Below are 15461 nucleotides of genomic sequence, written 5' to 3'. Positions count from 1 at the left end.
CAGCTCGACCCGCGGGACACGCCGCTGATCGCGCTCGAACGGGTCGCCGGTGCGGCGGGCACGACCCAGAAATTGCGCGATTTTCTCGGCCGTTTCGGCTTCGTCGGCGACCGCATCTTCGAGCCGATCGAGCCGTTCTCCGGGGGCGAGAAGGCCCGGTTGGCGCTGGCCCTGCTGGTCTGGAAGGCGCCCAACCTGCTGATCCTCGACGAACCTACCAACCACCTGGATCTCGCCATGCGCGAGGCGCTGGCCGAGGCCCTGCAGGCCTTCGACGGGGCGCTGCTGGTGATCTCGCACGACCGCACCCTGATCGAGATGGTCTGCGACCGGTTCTGGTGGGTGCGAGACGGCGAGGCGCTGCCTTTCGACGGTGATCTTGACGACTACCGTGCGGCGGTCACCGAGCGACGTCGTGCCTACAACCGGGAGCAGGCCGAGCAGAAGCCGGGCAAGGCTGCCAAGCCGGTCGACCGGAAGTCCTGGGGCAAGCCGAGGGGCAAGGCCGGAAAGCAGCGTGAACGCGAACTGGCGAAGCTCGAGTCCGAGCTCGAGGAAACGGGAACGCGACTGGAGGAGATCGACCAGGCGCTGGCCGACCCGGCGCTCTACGACGGCCAGCACGACGAGGATGTCGCCCGCCTGCAGCAGGAGCGGGAAACGGTTCGCGCGCGGCTCGATGCTCTCGAGCTCGACTGGCTGGAGCGGCAGGAGGAGGCCGGCTGACCGCGTCTGGACGATACCGCGGGTCGGGGTCGGGTTTCCGATAGCGGCGTCGCGACGTCTATACTGCGGATCATGTGCCCGGCGGTTGTCGGGCGGTGGTTTGACGGAGGGCGAAGGAGCCTGCCGGGGGAACGGATATGGATGTCGACACGGAGATCAGGGAGCTGTCCCGCATGGTCTGCGGGCGGGCCCGCGGCGGACGTCCATCGCAGCAGGACGACCTGATCTGTTTTCACGACCGTCGCGAGAACACCCGGCTGATGGTGCTGGCCGACGGCATGGGCGGCGACGGCGCCGGTGAACTGGCGTCGGGTGGCGTCATCCACGCCGCACGGGAGCTGTGGGACGAGCGGGTCTGGCAGGAACAGCCCGGAGCCCTCTTTCTCGAGACGCTCTGCCAGGAGGCGCATGCCGAGATCCGTCGCCGGAATGCCTGGGTGGACGGCGAACCCCATTCCACCGTCGTCACCCTGCTCATGCGGGGCGATCAGGCCTACTGGGCCCATGTCGGTGACAGCCGCCTGTACCACTTCCAGGGCGGACGCTGCCTGTCCTGCACCGAGGATCACAGCCTGGCCCGTCTCAAGGTAGAGCGCGGCGAGCTGTCAATGGAGGATCTGGCCACCGATCCGGACCAGCACGTGCTCCTGCGGGGGCTCGGAGGTGCCGAGCCCCCGCAGGTGGATCATGGCTATGCCGTCCTGCGTCCGGGGCAGGGCTTCGTGCTGTGCAGCGACGGCGTCTGGGAGACCCTGTCGACCCGGGAGCTGGCCGGGCTGTTGCGCCAGGAAGACCTCTTCGATGCCGTGCGCACCGGTCTTTCCCGGGCGACGGCCCGGGGTGGGGAATCGGGCGACAATGTCGCCCTGATCCTGGCCAGAACCCCGCCGGCCTCGCTGTGGGAGCGGTGTCTCGGCCGAGCCCGGTTTCCCGGGTCGGCGGCATGATGAACACGAGCGAATGGTGGCAGGCGTACGTCTGCCGCCGGCACCAATCGAGGAATACGTAAGCATGTGGTCACCGAGAAGGGGTCTGGCCCCGCCGAGGCGACGCCGGCGGGTGGGCATGGCGTTGCTCGGCGCGGGCTTTCTCGCCCTGGGGCTGGGAGGCTGTGCCCAGTTCGACGAGTTCGAGGCACAGCTCAAGCGAGACCTGGCCGAGTCCGGCGGGCTGCTCGGCCGTTTCGTGGGCAGCGAACCGGAGCCTGATCCGGAGCCGGCCGAGGTCGAGGACGTGCGCTCCCTGAACGCGATCCTGGCCGACCTGCAGCGAGGCGATTACGAGGGCAGTGAAAGGGCGCTGAACCGTTACCTCGAACAGCACCCCGACGACATGGCGGCTCGCGCGATCCTGCGTCAGCTCACGGCCGACCCCGAGGCGATGCTCGGGCGGGAGTCGCACCGCTACGTGGTGCGGCCCGGCGACTCCTACAGCGCGCTGGCCGCACGCAGCCTCGGAGACCCCGGCCTGTTTTTGATCCTGGCCCGCTACAACGATTCCCGGAACCCCTCGGACCTGCGGGTCGGCGAGGCGTTGCGCCTGCCCGGGCCGTCCGGGCGCGAGGAGCCGGCGGACGATGCCGAAAAACCGTCCGCCAAGGGCGAACCTGCCATGGTCGAACCGCCCGCGGCTCCCGTCCCCACCCGGCGGACCGTCGCCGCTCTTGCCCTGCCTGAAGACCGTCTGCCTTCGGTGGGCAGGCCGTCCCGGACGACCGATGCGATTACCGATCGGTCCGCCGAGGCGGTGGAAGACGAGAATGCCAGAACGGCCAGGATCGAGCGCCTGCAGCAGGAAGGGATGGATCTGGTCGCGGATGGGCGGGACGAGGAGGCGCTGGCGCGGTTCGAGGCCGCTCTGGCGATCGATCCGGATCTGGAGCCGGCCGGCAGCCGGGCCGACGAGCTTCGCGAGCGGCTGGTCAACCGCTACCACGAACGGGCGATCCTGCGCTACCGCAACCAGAATCTGACCGAGGCGATCGAGTTGTGGGATCGCGCGCTGGCGATCGACCCCGACTTCGAGCCGGCGCGCACCTATCGCGCCCGTGCCCGGGAACTGCAGCGTCGCCTCGACAGCCTCTGACCTAGACCCGCCAGACCTCCCGTTTCAGCGTGTCTGTTCGGTTTCCCGTCCCTCGGTCTCCGACGAGCTCCCTGCCGGCCTGACCACCTGGGTCGGCATCGGTTCGGCGTTGTCGACGCCATCCGGCTGACCCGCCGCCTCCGACTCCCGCGAAGGCGGTTGCCGGGATTCGAGCGTTTCGTTCATCAGGTTGAAAGCCCCGAACAGCGGGCCGAACTCGTCACGTCGCTCCAGCCGGATGCGGTGACGGGTGTCGCCGCGTGCCACGCGCAGCAGAGCGTGGCGCAGCACGTCCAGTGGCGTGAGCAGGCGTCGGAACAGCCACCAGGCCGCGCCGAGCACGACCACCAGCGTCACCAGCAGGGCGGCCAGCATCGATACCAGCGTGGTGCGGTTGGCGGCCTCGAGCCGATCGTCGCTCACGCCCAGGCGCAGCGTGCCGACCGTGTGCGACTGGTAGCGGATCGGCACGTCGAACAGGAGCATGCCCTCTTCCCGTGCCGATGACCCGGCGCCGCCCTGGTAGCTGCGGATGTCGTCGTCGAGCGCCAGCCGACTGTCTTCGGGCAGTTCGCCGAGCGGGGCACCGATCTCTTCGGGCGCGCCGCTCGCGATCACGCGACCATCGCGATCGGCGATGGCGAGATGGCGGATCTGGTTGTTCTGCCGCATGTCCCGGACCAGGGCCCGCACGGCTACCCGGTCGTCGAGCAGCAGATCCTCGGCCGCCTCGCTGGCGATGGTGCGCCCCAGCGAGCCGCCGTAGTCCACGGCCAGACCGGTGATCGCCTCGTTCTGCTTGACGTAGACGGCCGCCAGGCCGGTGAGCAGCGTCAGGGTGAGCACGGCACCCAGGATGCCGGCCCAGCGGATCCGCATCGGGATGATCCGGGTGGCGACCGGGTCGTCGCGCAGGCGCTCGAGCTCCCGCTGGGCGTGGCGCAGGTCGTCGATCACCTCGTGTCCGCGCTGGTAACGGGCGGCGGGGTTCGTCCGGAGCAGCCCGCGGGTGATCTCGATGAGCACGTCGGGGGTCGACGGGTCGCGCGGGGTGAGCCGGGGAAGCGGTGTTTCGAGGCGTTTCCGGAGCAGCCGGTCGACGTCCGTTTCCTCCCAGGGCAGGCGCCCGGCGAGTAACCAGTACAGCATTACCCCCAGCGAGTAGAGATCGCTGCGACCGTCGGTCTTCTGGCCGCGCAGCTGTTCGGGGGACATGTAGCTGGGCGTGCCGGCGACCATACCGTCGTCGCTTTCCACCGGGGCCTCATGCAGGCGGGCGACGCCGAAGTCGTTGACCTTCGCGTGACTCCATCCCTCGACCAGGATGATGTTCTCGGGCTTGATGTCCTGGTGGACGACGCCGTTGCGGTGGGCGAAGTCCAGCGCGGCGGCCACCTGCCCCACCAGCTCGATGATCACCCCGATAGGGGGGAACCCCTCCTGCGCCACGCGATTGGCCAGGGTGTCCCCGGCGAGGCGCTCGATGGCGATGTAGGGTCGTCCGTCCGCCTCGCCGACGTCGTAGATGGTGACGATGTTCGGATGGGTAAGGGTGCCGGCCGCGCGTGCCTCGGTAAGGAAGCGACGCCGATAGGACTCGTCCCGGGCGACCTCGTCCTTGAGGCACTTGACGGCCAGGTGCCGGTTGATGCTGGGGTCGTAGCCGGCATAGATGACCGACATCGCCCCCTCTCCGAGCACGCCCTCGATGCGGTAGCGCCCGATGCGTTCGGGTAGGGCTCCGTCCGTCACGCGCCGATTACGGGTTGTAGATCAGGTACAGCGCCAGCGCCATGGCTGCGACCAGCAGGCCGCCTACCAGCCAGTGGCGGGGTCCGACGCGTCCGGCGCCTTCCTCGCGCGTGAGGAAGACGAACTCCGCCTGGCCCAGCCGGATGCGGTCGCCGTGCTTCAGGGTGGCCTCGTGGACACGCTTGTCGTTCACGAAGGTGCCGTTGGTCGACAGCATGTTCATGATGACGTGGTGCCCCTGCTGGTTGAGGATCCAGGCATGCGACGATGACACCGAGGCATCTTCCAGGACGATGTCGTTGTTGCCACGCCGACCGAGGGTCTGCCGACCGGCACGCAGGGTGAAGCGCTGGCCCTCGATGCCGGGGCTGCGACCCTCGAGCACCGGTTCGGCCACCGTGGCGCGAGTGTCGCGGCGGGATTCGGCTTCCCCGGCCCGGGTCTGGAGGGTATCGGCCTGGAACAGCATCGTTCCCTGTGGTCCAGCCGAGCGATTGATCCTGCCTGTTTCGGCCCGTCGATTGCCTTCCATGCGTGCTTCCTTCTCCGGTCGATTGGATGAGGTTTCGGGAGCCCGGTCCGGCGGATTCCCGTTGTCATGCTGTCATCTTCATGCAGAGTCAAACCGGGACGTGTCCCCGGCTGCTCTACTATAGCGCATCTGGAGCGGGACGAACCCGGGTCCTCCAGTCCGGTCACAGTGTCATGATCAGGTAGTCTGTCCTGGGCATCCTGTCACACGGGGAGCCTCGAACGCATCCGGATGCGCCTGGAGGTTCCGGAGTCATTCATGCCGTCGGCAGACCGTGCCGGTGGCCGCCAAGCGGGAATGGAAGAACCAACATGGATCTCTTGATCATTCGACACGCCGCCGCGCAGGGGCGCGAGGAATTCGCCCGGGAGGGTCTGCCGGACGACCAGCGCCCGCTGACCCAGCGTGGTATCGACCGGATGAAGATGGCCGCCCGTGGGCTGACCACGCTGGCGCTGCCCATCGAGCGACTGATTGCCAGCCCGGCGATACGCGCGGTCCAGACGGCCGAGATCGTCGCCCCGGCCGTCGAGGTGCGCGAGAGCGAGCCGGAGGGGGCGTTTGCCCCCGATGCGCCCGTCGAGGGGGCCATCGACTGGCTGCGCAAGCAGCCGCGGGTGGACGGCATGGCCGTCGTCGGTCACGAGCCGAACCTGGGCCAGATCTGCGAATGCCTCGTCTCTGGACGTGCCAACGGCAACATGCCGCTGAAGAAGGGCGGGATGATGCTGATTCGCTTCGACAACGCCGTCGGCTACGGCAGTGGCAAACTCGTCTGGGCCTTGCCGCCGGCGGTGCTCAGGGCGTTGGCGGACTGAACCCGGGAATCAGGTTCAAGAGACGAGAGGTCGGACGTCGGAAGGAGTCTTTCTGACATCTGACCGCTGACTTCTGCCGCCTTTTATTCGACTCCCCACTTCTGCAGCCGGTAGCGCAGCTGGCGCAGGGTCATGCCGAGCTGACGGGCCGCCTCGCTTCGGTTCCAGCGGGTCTGCTGCAGCGCCATGACCACCTCGCGCTGCTCGTCGTTCTCCGGGATGAACCCCGGGCAGGCGGCCAGCGTGGTCGTCGGAGTCTCGTCGCCGCCGGCCAGCATCGGGTCGGGGGACGCCGCCTCAACCGTGATGCGGTCGCTGTCGGTCAGTGCCATGGCGCGCTCGAGCAGGTTCTCGAGTTCGCGCACGTTGCCCGGGAACGACTGGCCGGCCAGCCAGTGGACCACCTCCGGATCGATGTCCGGCACTGGGCGGCCGTCGCGTGCGGCCAGCCGGGCGACGATGGCCTCGGCGAGTTCGGGCAGGTCATCGAGACGCTCGCGCAGGGGCGGAACCCGCAGGCCGATCACGTTGAGGCGGAAGAAAAGATCCTGACGGAACCGACCCTCGGCGACGGCCTGGTTGAGGTCCTGGTGCGAGGCGGACACGATGCGCACGTCCACCGGCACTTCCTGGGTCGCCCCCACGGGGCGGACCCGTCGCTCCTGCAGCACCCGCAGCAGGGAGACCTGCAGGTTGAGCGGCAGCTCGGCGATCTCGTCGAGGAAGAGCGTGCCGCCCTCGGCGGACCGGAACAGGCCCGGCTTGTCCCGGGTGGCCCCGGTGAAGGCCCCTTTCTGGTGGCCGAACAGTTCCGACTCGATCAATTCGTCGGGTATCGCGCCGCAGTTGACCGGGACGAACGGCCCCTTCGCACGGCTGCTGTGGCTGTGTATCTCGCGGGCGACCAGTTCCTTGCCGGTGCCCGATTCGCCCTGGACGAAGATCGGTGCCTGGGAACGCGCCAGCTTGCCGATCATCTCGCGCATCTGCCGCATGGCCTTCGATCGGCCGATCAGCGGCGATTCGCCGGCATCGGTCGACGTCGATTCCGGCGTGGTCGGGCTCGTCGCCGCTTCCTCGGAGGACGGCTGCAGGTTGCGGGCATCGCGCAGTAGCCGGCGCAGGGTGTCCTGCTCGATGGGCTTGTTGATGAAGTCGAAGGCGCCGGCCTTCAGCGCCCGCACGGCGGCCTCGACCTGGCCGTGGGCGGTGATCACGGCCACCGGAAGCTGCGGGCGACTGGTGCGGATCTCGTCGACCAGGTCCAGGCCATTGCCATCCGGCAGTCGCATGTCGGCCAGGCAGAGATCGATGTCATCGGAATGCGCCTCGAGCTGTTCCCTCGCCTCGGCCAGGGTGGCCGCCTCCAGCGTGGGGACCCCCTCGCGCTTCATGAAGAGCGCGACCAGGGTGCGAATGTCCGGTTCGTCGTCCACGATCAGGCAGCTGCCCATCTTGGTCATTCCTTTCCTTGTGTCTGGGTGGTGTCCTCGGCCTCGCTCGCCCCGTCGGCCGCCGGCAATGTCAGGACGAAGCAGTTCCCGGCCTGGCCCGGCGTGTGGTCGGGATCTTCCAGGGCGAGCTCGCCCCGGTTGGCCAGTGCCAGTTCGCGCGAGACGAACAGGCCCAGCCCGGTGCCCTGCGAATGCGTGGTGAAGAACGGCTCGAACAGGGCGTCGCGATTGGCCGCCTCGATGCGCGGGCCATTGTCGCAGACCCGGATCTGCCATTGCGCGCGGCCTGCCGGTGACAGGGTGATCGCGATCTTCAGCTGACCGTCCGCGGGGCGGCCGTGGCGCTCGGCATTGTCACAGAGATTGTCCATGACCTGCCACAGGTGCGTGGTGTCGACCATCACGGCGGCCGCGGCATCGGGGCCCGTGGTCACCAGTTCCGGTGCCGGGTCGGCATTCTGCCATCGCTGCCGGCGGCTGGCGACGAACTGCTCCAGCCAGTTGCCGAGATCGACCGCCTGCGGGTGAACCACCGGGGCGCGGGCGGCACCCAGCACGTCCTCCACCAGCCGGTTGATGCGGTCGCTGTGGCGCGTAATGATGGTCGTCAGCTGCTCGCGTTCCTCCGGCGTGTCCGAGTCGGGCAACAGTTCGGCGGCCTGGCGGATCGACGAGAGCGGGTTCCGGACTTCGTGGGCGATCGAGGCGATCAGCCGTCCCAGTGCGGCCAGCTTGTCGCGGCGAACGCGCTCGTCCTCCGCGGTGAGGTCCAGGAGCAGGACCAGGGCCCGGGGACCCAGGGCCGTCTCGATGCGGTGGAAGTTCGTCCGGATGCGGCGCGGGTAATCGAGGTCGGCCAGCTGCGGCCCGCTGCCGTTGTACCAGGACTGCAGCGCGTCGAGCACCGTTGGGCAGATGTCGCCCAGGTCGTTCGGGTTCGTCTCGTCTGACGTCCCGTCCCCTTCTGGCTTTCGCAGAAGCTGGCGCGCGGCGTCGTTGATGTACTCGATCTCCCCGTCGGGGTCGGAGACCACGATGCCGTTGTCCGTCTGGTCGATCACGCGCAGGGCCAGCTCGGAGAGGTAGCGGACCTCCTTTTCCTGGCTCTGGGAGCGCTGCTCCCACGCCGCCGCCCGCCGTTCGAAGGCGATCACCAGCACGGTGATGAGCAGCAGGGCCGCGCCGAGAAAGCCCGAATTGGTGATGTGGTCGGCATCCGCCTGGAGCCACGACGCATAGACCGCCTCGCCCAGTACCAGTATCCCGCCGGCGGCAGCGTAGCCGATTGCCGCCCGCCCCCCGTGGAGCACGGCGGCGATCCCCACCGCGATCACCAGTGCCAGCGCGATCGGCCCCTGCGGGCCGCCCGAGGCATAGGCGATCAGGATCAGGCAGACGAGATCGCCGACCGTGTGCAGGTGTGCCTGGGGCCGGAACGGCAGCACCCGCAGTTCGAGCAGCCACTCGAAGGCCATGGCCAGGAACAGGTAGGCCCAGGCGGTGATCATGAACAGGGAGGGGGCGGTCTGGCCGAACATGGCCGGACCCTGGTCGGTGATGGCGGCCGCGGTCAGTGCCAGCGCGAGCAGCAGCCGGTAGGCGTTGGCCAGCCGCAGCCCGCGCCAGTTCTCCGCCCCGGCCGGGCTGATCAGTGGTGTTCGCGATGCCATTGGTCGGCATGCTCCCAGCTGCAGAAATCCTGTCCGTCACGTCGCACGGCCTTTTCCTCCGGCACGAAGACGCCGCACTGGGCGCAGCGCACGGATTCCAGCGCGCGGGTCTGCTCGCGCTCCTGCTGCTCCGCGCGGACGCGGTTGGCGTTGCGGATGGCGAAGAACAGCCCGACGATCAGGGCGACGACGAGCCAGAAAAGCAGCTTGAGCATGAGGATACGGTGAGCCTGGGTCCGGGGATGACGTGGGGAGAGTATCGCATTGGCCGAGCCCGCGCCCCAACCTCCGGCGGGGCACGCCTGCCGGGGAGGGCAACGGGCCGGTGGTCGGCTCAGCCCTTGCCCAGGTCGACGATCAGCGACTGCTGGGCATTGAAGGGCTTTTTCCGGCCCGAGGGAGAGATGCGGCGGTACTCGCCCTCGGCGGTGAGCTCCCAGGCGCCGGTGTTGTCGGCGAGGTACCGGTCGAAGGCCTCGTCGATCACCCGCGCCCGGATCTCCGGGGTATCGACCGGGAAGGCGGTCTCTACGCGGGCGAAGAAGTTGCGCGGCATCCAGTCGGCAGAGGACAGGAACAGTTCCTCGTCACCGTCGTTGTGGAAGTAGAACACGCGCGGGTGCTCGAGAAAGCGACCCATCACCGAGCGGACATGGATGTTCTCCGATACCCCGGGGATGCCCGGCTGCAGGCAGCAGACACCACGGATGACCAGTTCGACCTTCACCCCGGCCTGCGAGGCCTCGTAGAGCGCCTCGATCACGCGGCGCTCGATCAGTGCGTTCATCTTGGCGCGGATCAGGCCCTTGCGCCCGGCACGGGCGTGGGCCGTCTCGCGGCGAATGCGCTCGAGCATGCCGTCGTGAAGGGTGAACGGCGACTGCAGCAATCGCTTGAGGCGGATCCCACGGCCCAGGCCGGTCAGCTGCATGAACAGCTTGTTGACGTCCTCGCCGATGAAGCGGTCGTCGGTCATCAGGCCGAAGTCGGTATAAAGCCGCGCGGTGCCCGGGTGGTAGTTGCCGGTGCCCAGGTGGACGAAGCGCTTGAGACGGTTGCCGTCGCGCCGGACCACAAGCGCCATCTTGGCGTGTGTCTTGTAGCCGACGATGCCGTAGGCAACGTAGGCTCCGGCCCTCTGCAGCCGGGTGGTGATGTTGATGTTCGCCTCCTCGTCGAAGCGCGCCCGCAGCTCGACCACCGCGGTGACCTCCTTGCCGGCCCGCGCCGCCGCCTCCAGAGCGTCGACGATTGCCGAGTCGCGCCCGGTGCGGTAGAGCGTCATCTTGATCGCCACCACCATGGGATCTTCTGCGGCCTGGCGGATGAACTCCACCACCGGCATGAAGGACTGGTAGGGATGGTGCAGCAGCACACTGCCTTGCTGGGCGATGGTCTCGAAGATATCGCGGTCCGGGTCGAACTCCGGGTCCAGCCGCGGCGTGAACGGGGGATCCTTGAGCTCGGGGCGGTCGATCAGGTTGGGCAGCGACATCAGCCGGTGCAGGTTGACCGGCCCGTGCACCTGGAATACCTGCCGGTCGTCGAGAGCGAAGCGCTCGCAGAGGAAATCGATCATGTCCGGCGGGCAGTTGTCGGCCACCTCCAGGCGCAGCGCATCGCCGTAGTTGCGCTCGAACAGGCCGCCCTGCAGCGTCTGCAGCAGGTCCTCGTCGTCGTCCACGTCCACGGAGAGGTCGCTGTTCCGCGTGACGCGGAACTGGTAGCAGCCGGTCACCGTCATCCCCGGGAACAGTTCGTGGACATGGGCATGGATGACCGAGCTGAGAAAGACGAAGCTTGACGGGCCCTCCGCCGCGTCAGCGTCCATCTGGATGATGCGCGGCAGGGCGCGCGGCGCCTGCACGATCGCCAGCCAGGCCTCGCGGCCGAAGTCGTCGTTGCCCTCCAGCGAGACGATGAAGTTCAGCGACTTGTTGAGAATGCGCGGGAACGGGTGCGAGGGGTCGAGCCCCAGCGGGGTCAGCAGTGGCAGCAGTTCGCGGCGGAAGTACTGCTTGACCCACAGGGCCTGGGCCTCGGTCCAGTGGGTGCGGCGCAGGAAGTGGATGTTCTCCTCGGCCAGCGCCGGGATGATCTCCTGGTTGAGGGTCTCGTACTGGTCGTGGACCAGCGCATGCGCGTGCTCGAGCACGAGATCCAGCTGGGCCAGGGGCGAGAGGCCGGCGTCGTCGGGCCGGCTGATGCCGGCGCGGATCTGTTGGGTGAGCGTGCCGACCCGTACCTCGAAGAACTCGTCGAGGTTCGACGAGGAGATGCAGAGGAACTTGAGTCGTTCGAGCAGGGGGACGTTCCGGTCCTGGGCAAGCTCCAGTACCCGCCGGTTGAAGCCCAGCAGGCTCAGTTCGCGATTGATGAACGGCAAGGAATTTTCGGTGGTGTTCGTCATTATTTCGCAACGTAAAGTCGGTTAGAGTAGGCGCATTTGAACGGCTCGGCCGGTGCCAACGGGCCTTGCCAGTCTGCCCGCGGGGCATGACGGGGCCGTGAAACCGCCTCGTCTGACGAGTAAAACCCAGCAGCCGAGCCGAGACAAGCCGGCATCGCCCGAGACCGGCAACCCAGACGGAGATTTCAGGGACATGACGCAGCAAGAAACCCCCAGGCTCACCCCCCACACCCTCACCCGCTACGACGACGACCTCGACGCACTGCGGTCGTTGCTCATGAACATGGGCGGCGTGGCCGAACAGCATTTCGACGATGCGCTGGCCTATCTGCTCGATGGGGACGCCGCGCGCGGCCGGGTCGCGATGGAGCAGGACTACGAGATCGACCGGCTGGAGACGTCCATCGACGAGTTGGCGATCCACATCATCGCCCGCTACGCACCGGCCGCCCGGGACCTGCGCACCATCATGGCCATCGTCAAGGCGATCACGGACCTCGAGCGCATCGGCGACAAGTCCGAGAAGCTCGCGCGCATCGCCGAGGAGGTCGGCCCGACGCTGCAGTCCACCGCCTTCGCCACCCACTTCCGGGTGATGGGGCGGATCGTCAAGGGGATGCTGCACGATGCGCTCGACGCTTTCGTGCGTCAGGACCACGTCGCCGCCGAGGAGATCATCCGTCGCGACACGCACGTGAACCACGAGTACAACATGGTCCATGACGTCCTGCTCGGCTTCATGGCCGAGAACCCGGACAAGGGCGATCTGAGCCTGCGGATGCTCTACTGCATGCGGGCGATCGAACGGATCGGCGACCACTGCGCCAACATCGCCGAGTACGTCATCTTCCAGCAAAAGGGTGTCGAGACTCATCGCGAGGAACGCGACGAGACCAAGGAACGCACCCAGATCTGACCGAACGCGAATCCGAAGGGAACAAGCCGGCATCGCCGGCTTGTTCCGCTTGGCCGTCAGTCGGACCGATCCGGCTTGTTGCGGTCGTCGTGCTCCACGTCGTTTTCCGGGTAGGGCAGCTTCAGGTGGCCGTAACGCAGGGCCAGGACGGTGGCGGCGAGGATCAGCATCGTCGCGCCTACCGCCAGCATCTTCCAGGCATCCAGGTCCTTGACCTCCAGCACCAGATAGCGCGCCAGCGCGATGATGCCGATGTAAATGGGGAAGCGGATCGGCAGTCGCCCGGTATGCAGGTAGGCACCGATCATCGCCAGCACTTCGAGGTACAGGAACAGCAGCAGGAGATCGGCGAGATCCACGCGCCGAGCGAGGATCATGTCCCAGACGGCTTGCGAGCCGGCGACGAAGGTGGCCACCAGGATGACCATGAGGCCGAAGAGTTCCAAGCCCTTGACCACGCTGTGGACGGGATGGCTCAGACGGAATCGCTGCATGCTAGCCTCCTGCACTCGACAAGGTGGAAGGCCCTGCCCCCGGGGCCGCGGCACTTCCCTGTTCTGCTCACCCTTATAACCGACGAACCGAGACCCTGTCATGCCGAACAAGCGACTGACCCTGCCGCACCCGCGAATCGGTCTGGGGCTGGCCGCCCTGGGGCGCCCCGGCTACATCAACCTCGGCCACGGCGCAGACATGCCCGGCCGGCGCGACGTCGACGCCATGCGCGCACACTGCCACCGGATGCTCGACCTGGCCTGGGAACAGGGCATTCGCTATGTCGATGCCGCCCGTTCCTACGGTCGGGCCGAGGCGTTCCTCGGCGCCTGGCTCGCCGGGCGCCCGCCGGAGGGGCGGCCGGTGATCGGATCGAAGTGGGGCTACACCTACACCGCTGACTGGCAGGTCGACGCCGAGGTGCACGAGGTCAAGGAGCACTCGCGCGAGGTGCTCGACCGGCAGTGGGGCGAGACGCTCGAGGCCCTGAATGGCCCGCCCGACCTCTACCAGATTCATTCGGCGACGCTCGACTCCGGCGTGCTGGAAAACGTCACCGTGCTGGAGCGCCTGGCCGAGCTGCGCGACGCGGGCACGGCCATCGGCCTGACCACCAGCGGGCCGCGGCAGGCAGAGACGCTGGAACGGGCCATGGCGGTGGAGATCGACGGTCGGCCGCTGTTCGACGCGGTGCAGGCCACTTTCAACCTGCTCGAGCCCTCCATCGGTACTACGCTGGAGGAAGCTGCTCACGCCGGCATGGCCGTGATCGTCAAGGAAGGCGTGGCCAACGGTCGGTTGACCGCCCGCAACGACCGGCCGGAGGATGCCGGCCGGATGGCGGTGCTCGACGCCGTGGCGGGCCGGCATGCCGTGACCCGCGATGCCGTCGCGATCGCCTGGCTGCTGGCGCACCCCTGGGTGGACATGGTGCTTTCCGGGGCGGCCACCGAGGCACAGTTGTCGGCCAACCTCCGCGGTCTCGAGGTCTCGCTGTCGCCCGCCGATCTCGAGGCTCTCGGCGCCCTGATCGAGCCGGCGGAGGTCTACTGGCGTACCCGGGGCGGGCTGGCCTGGAACTGACAGTCCGCCGCCTGCCGATCAGTTCATGTTGTTTCGAATCAAAAACCCGAATGGATCCGGGCTTGTTTTTCTTGGCGTACGGGAGGAAGGTTAGCCTGCTAATAAAAACCTTGGCACCCCGCGTTGCAGGAATCCGACTCGGACCGCGGGGGTGGCCGGAAACGAAGGAGTGACAATATGCTGACCGACTGGATGAGAGAGACCCGGGAGCTGGCTCGTGGCGTGGCGCTGGCGGTAGCCGCCGGCGGCCTGCTCGCCGGCCCGGCGCTGGCCGAGGATGACAACCCGGCCGACAAGGCGCCGGATTCGATGCTCTACGACATGCCGCAGCAGGTGGCCGACGATGTCTGGTCGGCCATCGGTGCGACCCAGCCCTACACCTACGAGAACTCGCTGCACAACAACAACCTCTCGTTCGTCATCGGCGAGGATGCGGTACTGGTCATGAATGCCGGCGCCTCCTACCAGCTGGCCGAGGCCCTGCACGAGGAGATCAAGAAGCGCACCGACGTGCCAGTCAAGTACGTGGTCAACGAGAACGGCCAGCTGCACGCGGCCATGGCCACAGGCTACTGGATCGACCAGGGGGCGGAGGTCATCGGGCACGTCGATTCCGCGGAGTACTACGACAGCCACGCGGCCGACTACCTCGACACTCTCAAGCGCATCGCCGAGGAGAAGGCCGAGGGCACCGACGAGGCCGTGCCGATGAACCGGACCTTCGAAGACCGGATCGAGCTGGACCTGGGCGGACTGACCGCCGAGGTGGTGTATTTCGGCGAGGCGCATTCCCCGGGCGACATCTCGGTGGTCATCCCCGAGCGCGACGTGCTGATCGCCGGCGACATGGCCTTCAACATCCGCATGCTGCCGATCTTCGAGTACACCGACACGGCCGCCTGGCTGGAGACCTGGCCGAAGTTCGCCGAGGTCGCCGAGGGCAAGACCATCATCCCGGGTCACGGCGGACCGACCGACCTGGAGACGGTCGAGCACTACACCAAGGACTACCTGGTGTTCCTGCGCACCGAGATCGGCCGGATCATCGACGAGGGCGGCACCCTGCAGGATGCCTACGAGCTCGACCAGAGCCAGTTCTCGCACTGGCACACCTACGACGAACTCGCCGGCCAGAACGCCGGGCGTGTCTTCCAGAAGATGGAATTCGAGTTCTGATCGGCTGACGGATTACCCAGCCAACGAGCCGCCCCGGGGCAACCCGCGGGCGGCTTTCTTTTGCGCAGGAGCTTGGAACTGGCGCGCCGATCGGCTTTACTGCATCAAGGCGTTATCGCGAAAGCGGGGAGGGACGAACAATGCGTCGAGTGGTGTTTGGTCTGGTGTGCCTTTTCCTGCCGTGGCTGGCAGTCGCGGCGGACGTCCCGCGACCGGACGACTCGCACGCATTGCAGGGGATCGAGGAGGCGCGCATCCTCTGGGACGTGACCGCCGCCGACCCGGATGCCCTGCTCGCCCGGCTGGGCGTGATCGAGCAGACCTACCGTGACCTCGAACGCCAG

Annotated in this window: 14 protein-coding genes and 1 pseudogene; 8 read left to right on the top strand and 7 right to left on the bottom strand. The window is 67.6% G+C overall.

Annotated features, from left to right (window positions below; all coding sequences use genetic code 11):
* The 3 genes from ACESL5_RS07830 to ACESL5_RS07820 form a co-directional block, all read left to right on the top strand.
* On the top strand, positions 1–726 hold a 726-nt coding region (locus ACESL5_RS07830), incomplete at its 5' end, for an ATP-binding cassette domain-containing protein (RefSeq protein WP_372592223.1).
* A gap of 137 nt (positions 727–863) precedes the next feature.
* On the top strand, positions 864–1673 hold the full coding sequence (locus ACESL5_RS07825) for a PP2C family protein-serine/threonine phosphatase (protein WP_372592222.1): 810 nt from the start codon (positions 864–866) through the stop codon (positions 1671–1673).
* 118 nt (positions 1674–1791) lie between these two features.
* The gene (locus ACESL5_RS07820) at positions 1792–2811 is read left to right on the top strand and encodes a LysM peptidoglycan-binding domain-containing protein (RefSeq protein WP_372592221.1); all 1020 of its coding nucleotides are present in this window, start codon (positions 1792–1794) and stop codon (positions 2809–2811) included.
* A gap of 24 nt (positions 2812–2835) precedes the next feature.
* Here ACESL5_RS07820 and ACESL5_RS07815 read toward each other — a convergent pair whose 3' ends face one another.
* Positions 2836–4563 (bottom strand): protein kinase domain-containing protein, encoded by a 1728-nt coding sequence (locus ACESL5_RS07815; RefSeq protein ID WP_372592220.1) that lies wholly within the window; start codon positions 4561–4563, stop codon positions 2836–2838.
* A 7-nt stretch (positions 4564–4570) separates the two neighbouring features.
* Positions 4571–5032, bottom strand: coding sequence for an FHA domain-containing protein (locus tag ACESL5_RS07810; RefSeq protein WP_372592219.1), 462 nt, complete (start codon positions 5030–5032; stop codon positions 4571–4573).
* A gap of 374 nt (positions 5033–5406) precedes the next feature.
* Here ACESL5_RS07810 and ACESL5_RS07805 point away from each other — a divergent pair, with 374 nt between their 5' ends.
* A complete protein-coding gene (locus ACESL5_RS07805) occupies positions 5407–5913 on the top strand; it encodes a SixA phosphatase family protein (protein ID WP_372592218.1) in 507 nt (168 codons plus the stop codon).
* An 83-nt stretch (positions 5914–5996) separates the two neighbouring features.
* Here ACESL5_RS07805 and ACESL5_RS07800 read toward each other — a convergent pair whose 3' ends face one another.
* The 4 genes from ACESL5_RS07800 to ppk1 all read right to left on the bottom strand — a co-directional run bounded on the left by ACESL5_RS07800 (position 5997) and on the right by ppk1 (position 11447).
* Positions 5997–7367: a sigma-54-dependent transcriptional regulator gene (locus ACESL5_RS07800; protein WP_372592224.1), complete on the bottom strand. Its 1371-nt coding sequence runs from the start codon at positions 7365–7367 to the stop codon at positions 5997–5999.
* A 5-nt stretch (positions 7368–7372) separates the two neighbouring features.
* A complete protein-coding gene (locus ACESL5_RS07795) occupies positions 7373–9037 on the bottom strand; it encodes a sensor histidine kinase (RefSeq protein ID WP_372592217.1) in 1665 nt (554 codons plus the stop codon).
* A complete protein-coding gene (locus tag ACESL5_RS07790) occupies positions 9016–9252 on the bottom strand; it encodes a PP0621 family protein (RefSeq protein WP_372592216.1) in 237 nt (78 codons plus the stop codon). The genes ACESL5_RS07795 and ACESL5_RS07790 overlap by 22 nt, the downstream gene beginning before the upstream one ends.
* 119 nt (positions 9253–9371) lie before the next feature.
* Positions 9372–11447, bottom strand: a complete 2076-nt coding sequence (gene ppk1, locus ACESL5_RS07785; protein ID WP_372592215.1) for a polyphosphate kinase 1 — start codon at positions 11445–11447, stop codon at positions 9372–9374.
* 193 nt (positions 11448–11640) lie between these two features.
* On the opposite strand from ppk1, the gene phoU reads away from it, so the two are divergent.
* Positions 11641–12363: a phosphate signaling complex protein PhoU gene (phoU, locus tag ACESL5_RS07780; RefSeq protein ID WP_372592214.1), complete on the top strand. Its 723-nt coding sequence runs from the start codon at positions 11641–11643 to the stop codon at positions 12361–12363.
* A 56-nt stretch (positions 12364–12419) separates the two neighbouring features.
* Here phoU and ACESL5_RS07775 read toward each other — a convergent pair whose 3' ends face one another.
* Positions 12420–12857, bottom strand: a complete 438-nt coding sequence (locus tag ACESL5_RS07775) for a phosphate-starvation-inducible PsiE family protein (protein WP_372592213.1) — start codon at positions 12855–12857, stop codon at positions 12420–12422.
* A 100-nt stretch (positions 12858–12957) separates the two neighbouring features.
* Between ACESL5_RS07775 and ACESL5_RS07770 the strand changes: the two genes are divergently transcribed.
* The 3 genes and pseudogenes from ACESL5_RS07770 to ACESL5_RS07760 form a co-directional block, all read left to right on the top strand.
* Positions 12958–13941 (top strand): aldo/keto reductase, encoded by a 984-nt coding sequence (locus ACESL5_RS07770; protein ID WP_372592212.1) that lies wholly within the window; start codon positions 12958–12960, stop codon positions 13939–13941.
* Positions 13942–14118: 177 nt separating this feature from the next.
* Positions 14119–15117 (top strand): MBL fold metallo-hydrolase, encoded by a 999-nt coding sequence (locus ACESL5_RS07765; RefSeq protein WP_372592211.1) that lies wholly within the window; start codon positions 14119–14121, stop codon positions 15115–15117.
* A gap of 140 nt (positions 15118–15257) precedes the next feature.
* Positions 15258–15461 (top strand): annotated as a pseudogene (locus ACESL5_RS07760) (hypothetical protein); the annotation flags it as partial.

This window comes from Guyparkeria sp. (assembly GCF_041687595.1).
In the GTDB taxonomy this organism is placed as follows: Bacteria; Pseudomonadota; Gammaproteobacteria; order Halothiobacillales; family Halothiobacillaceae; genus Guyparkeria.
Note: the sequence above shows the minus strand (reverse complement) of the source record. Positions and strands in the feature narration are given on the sequence as shown.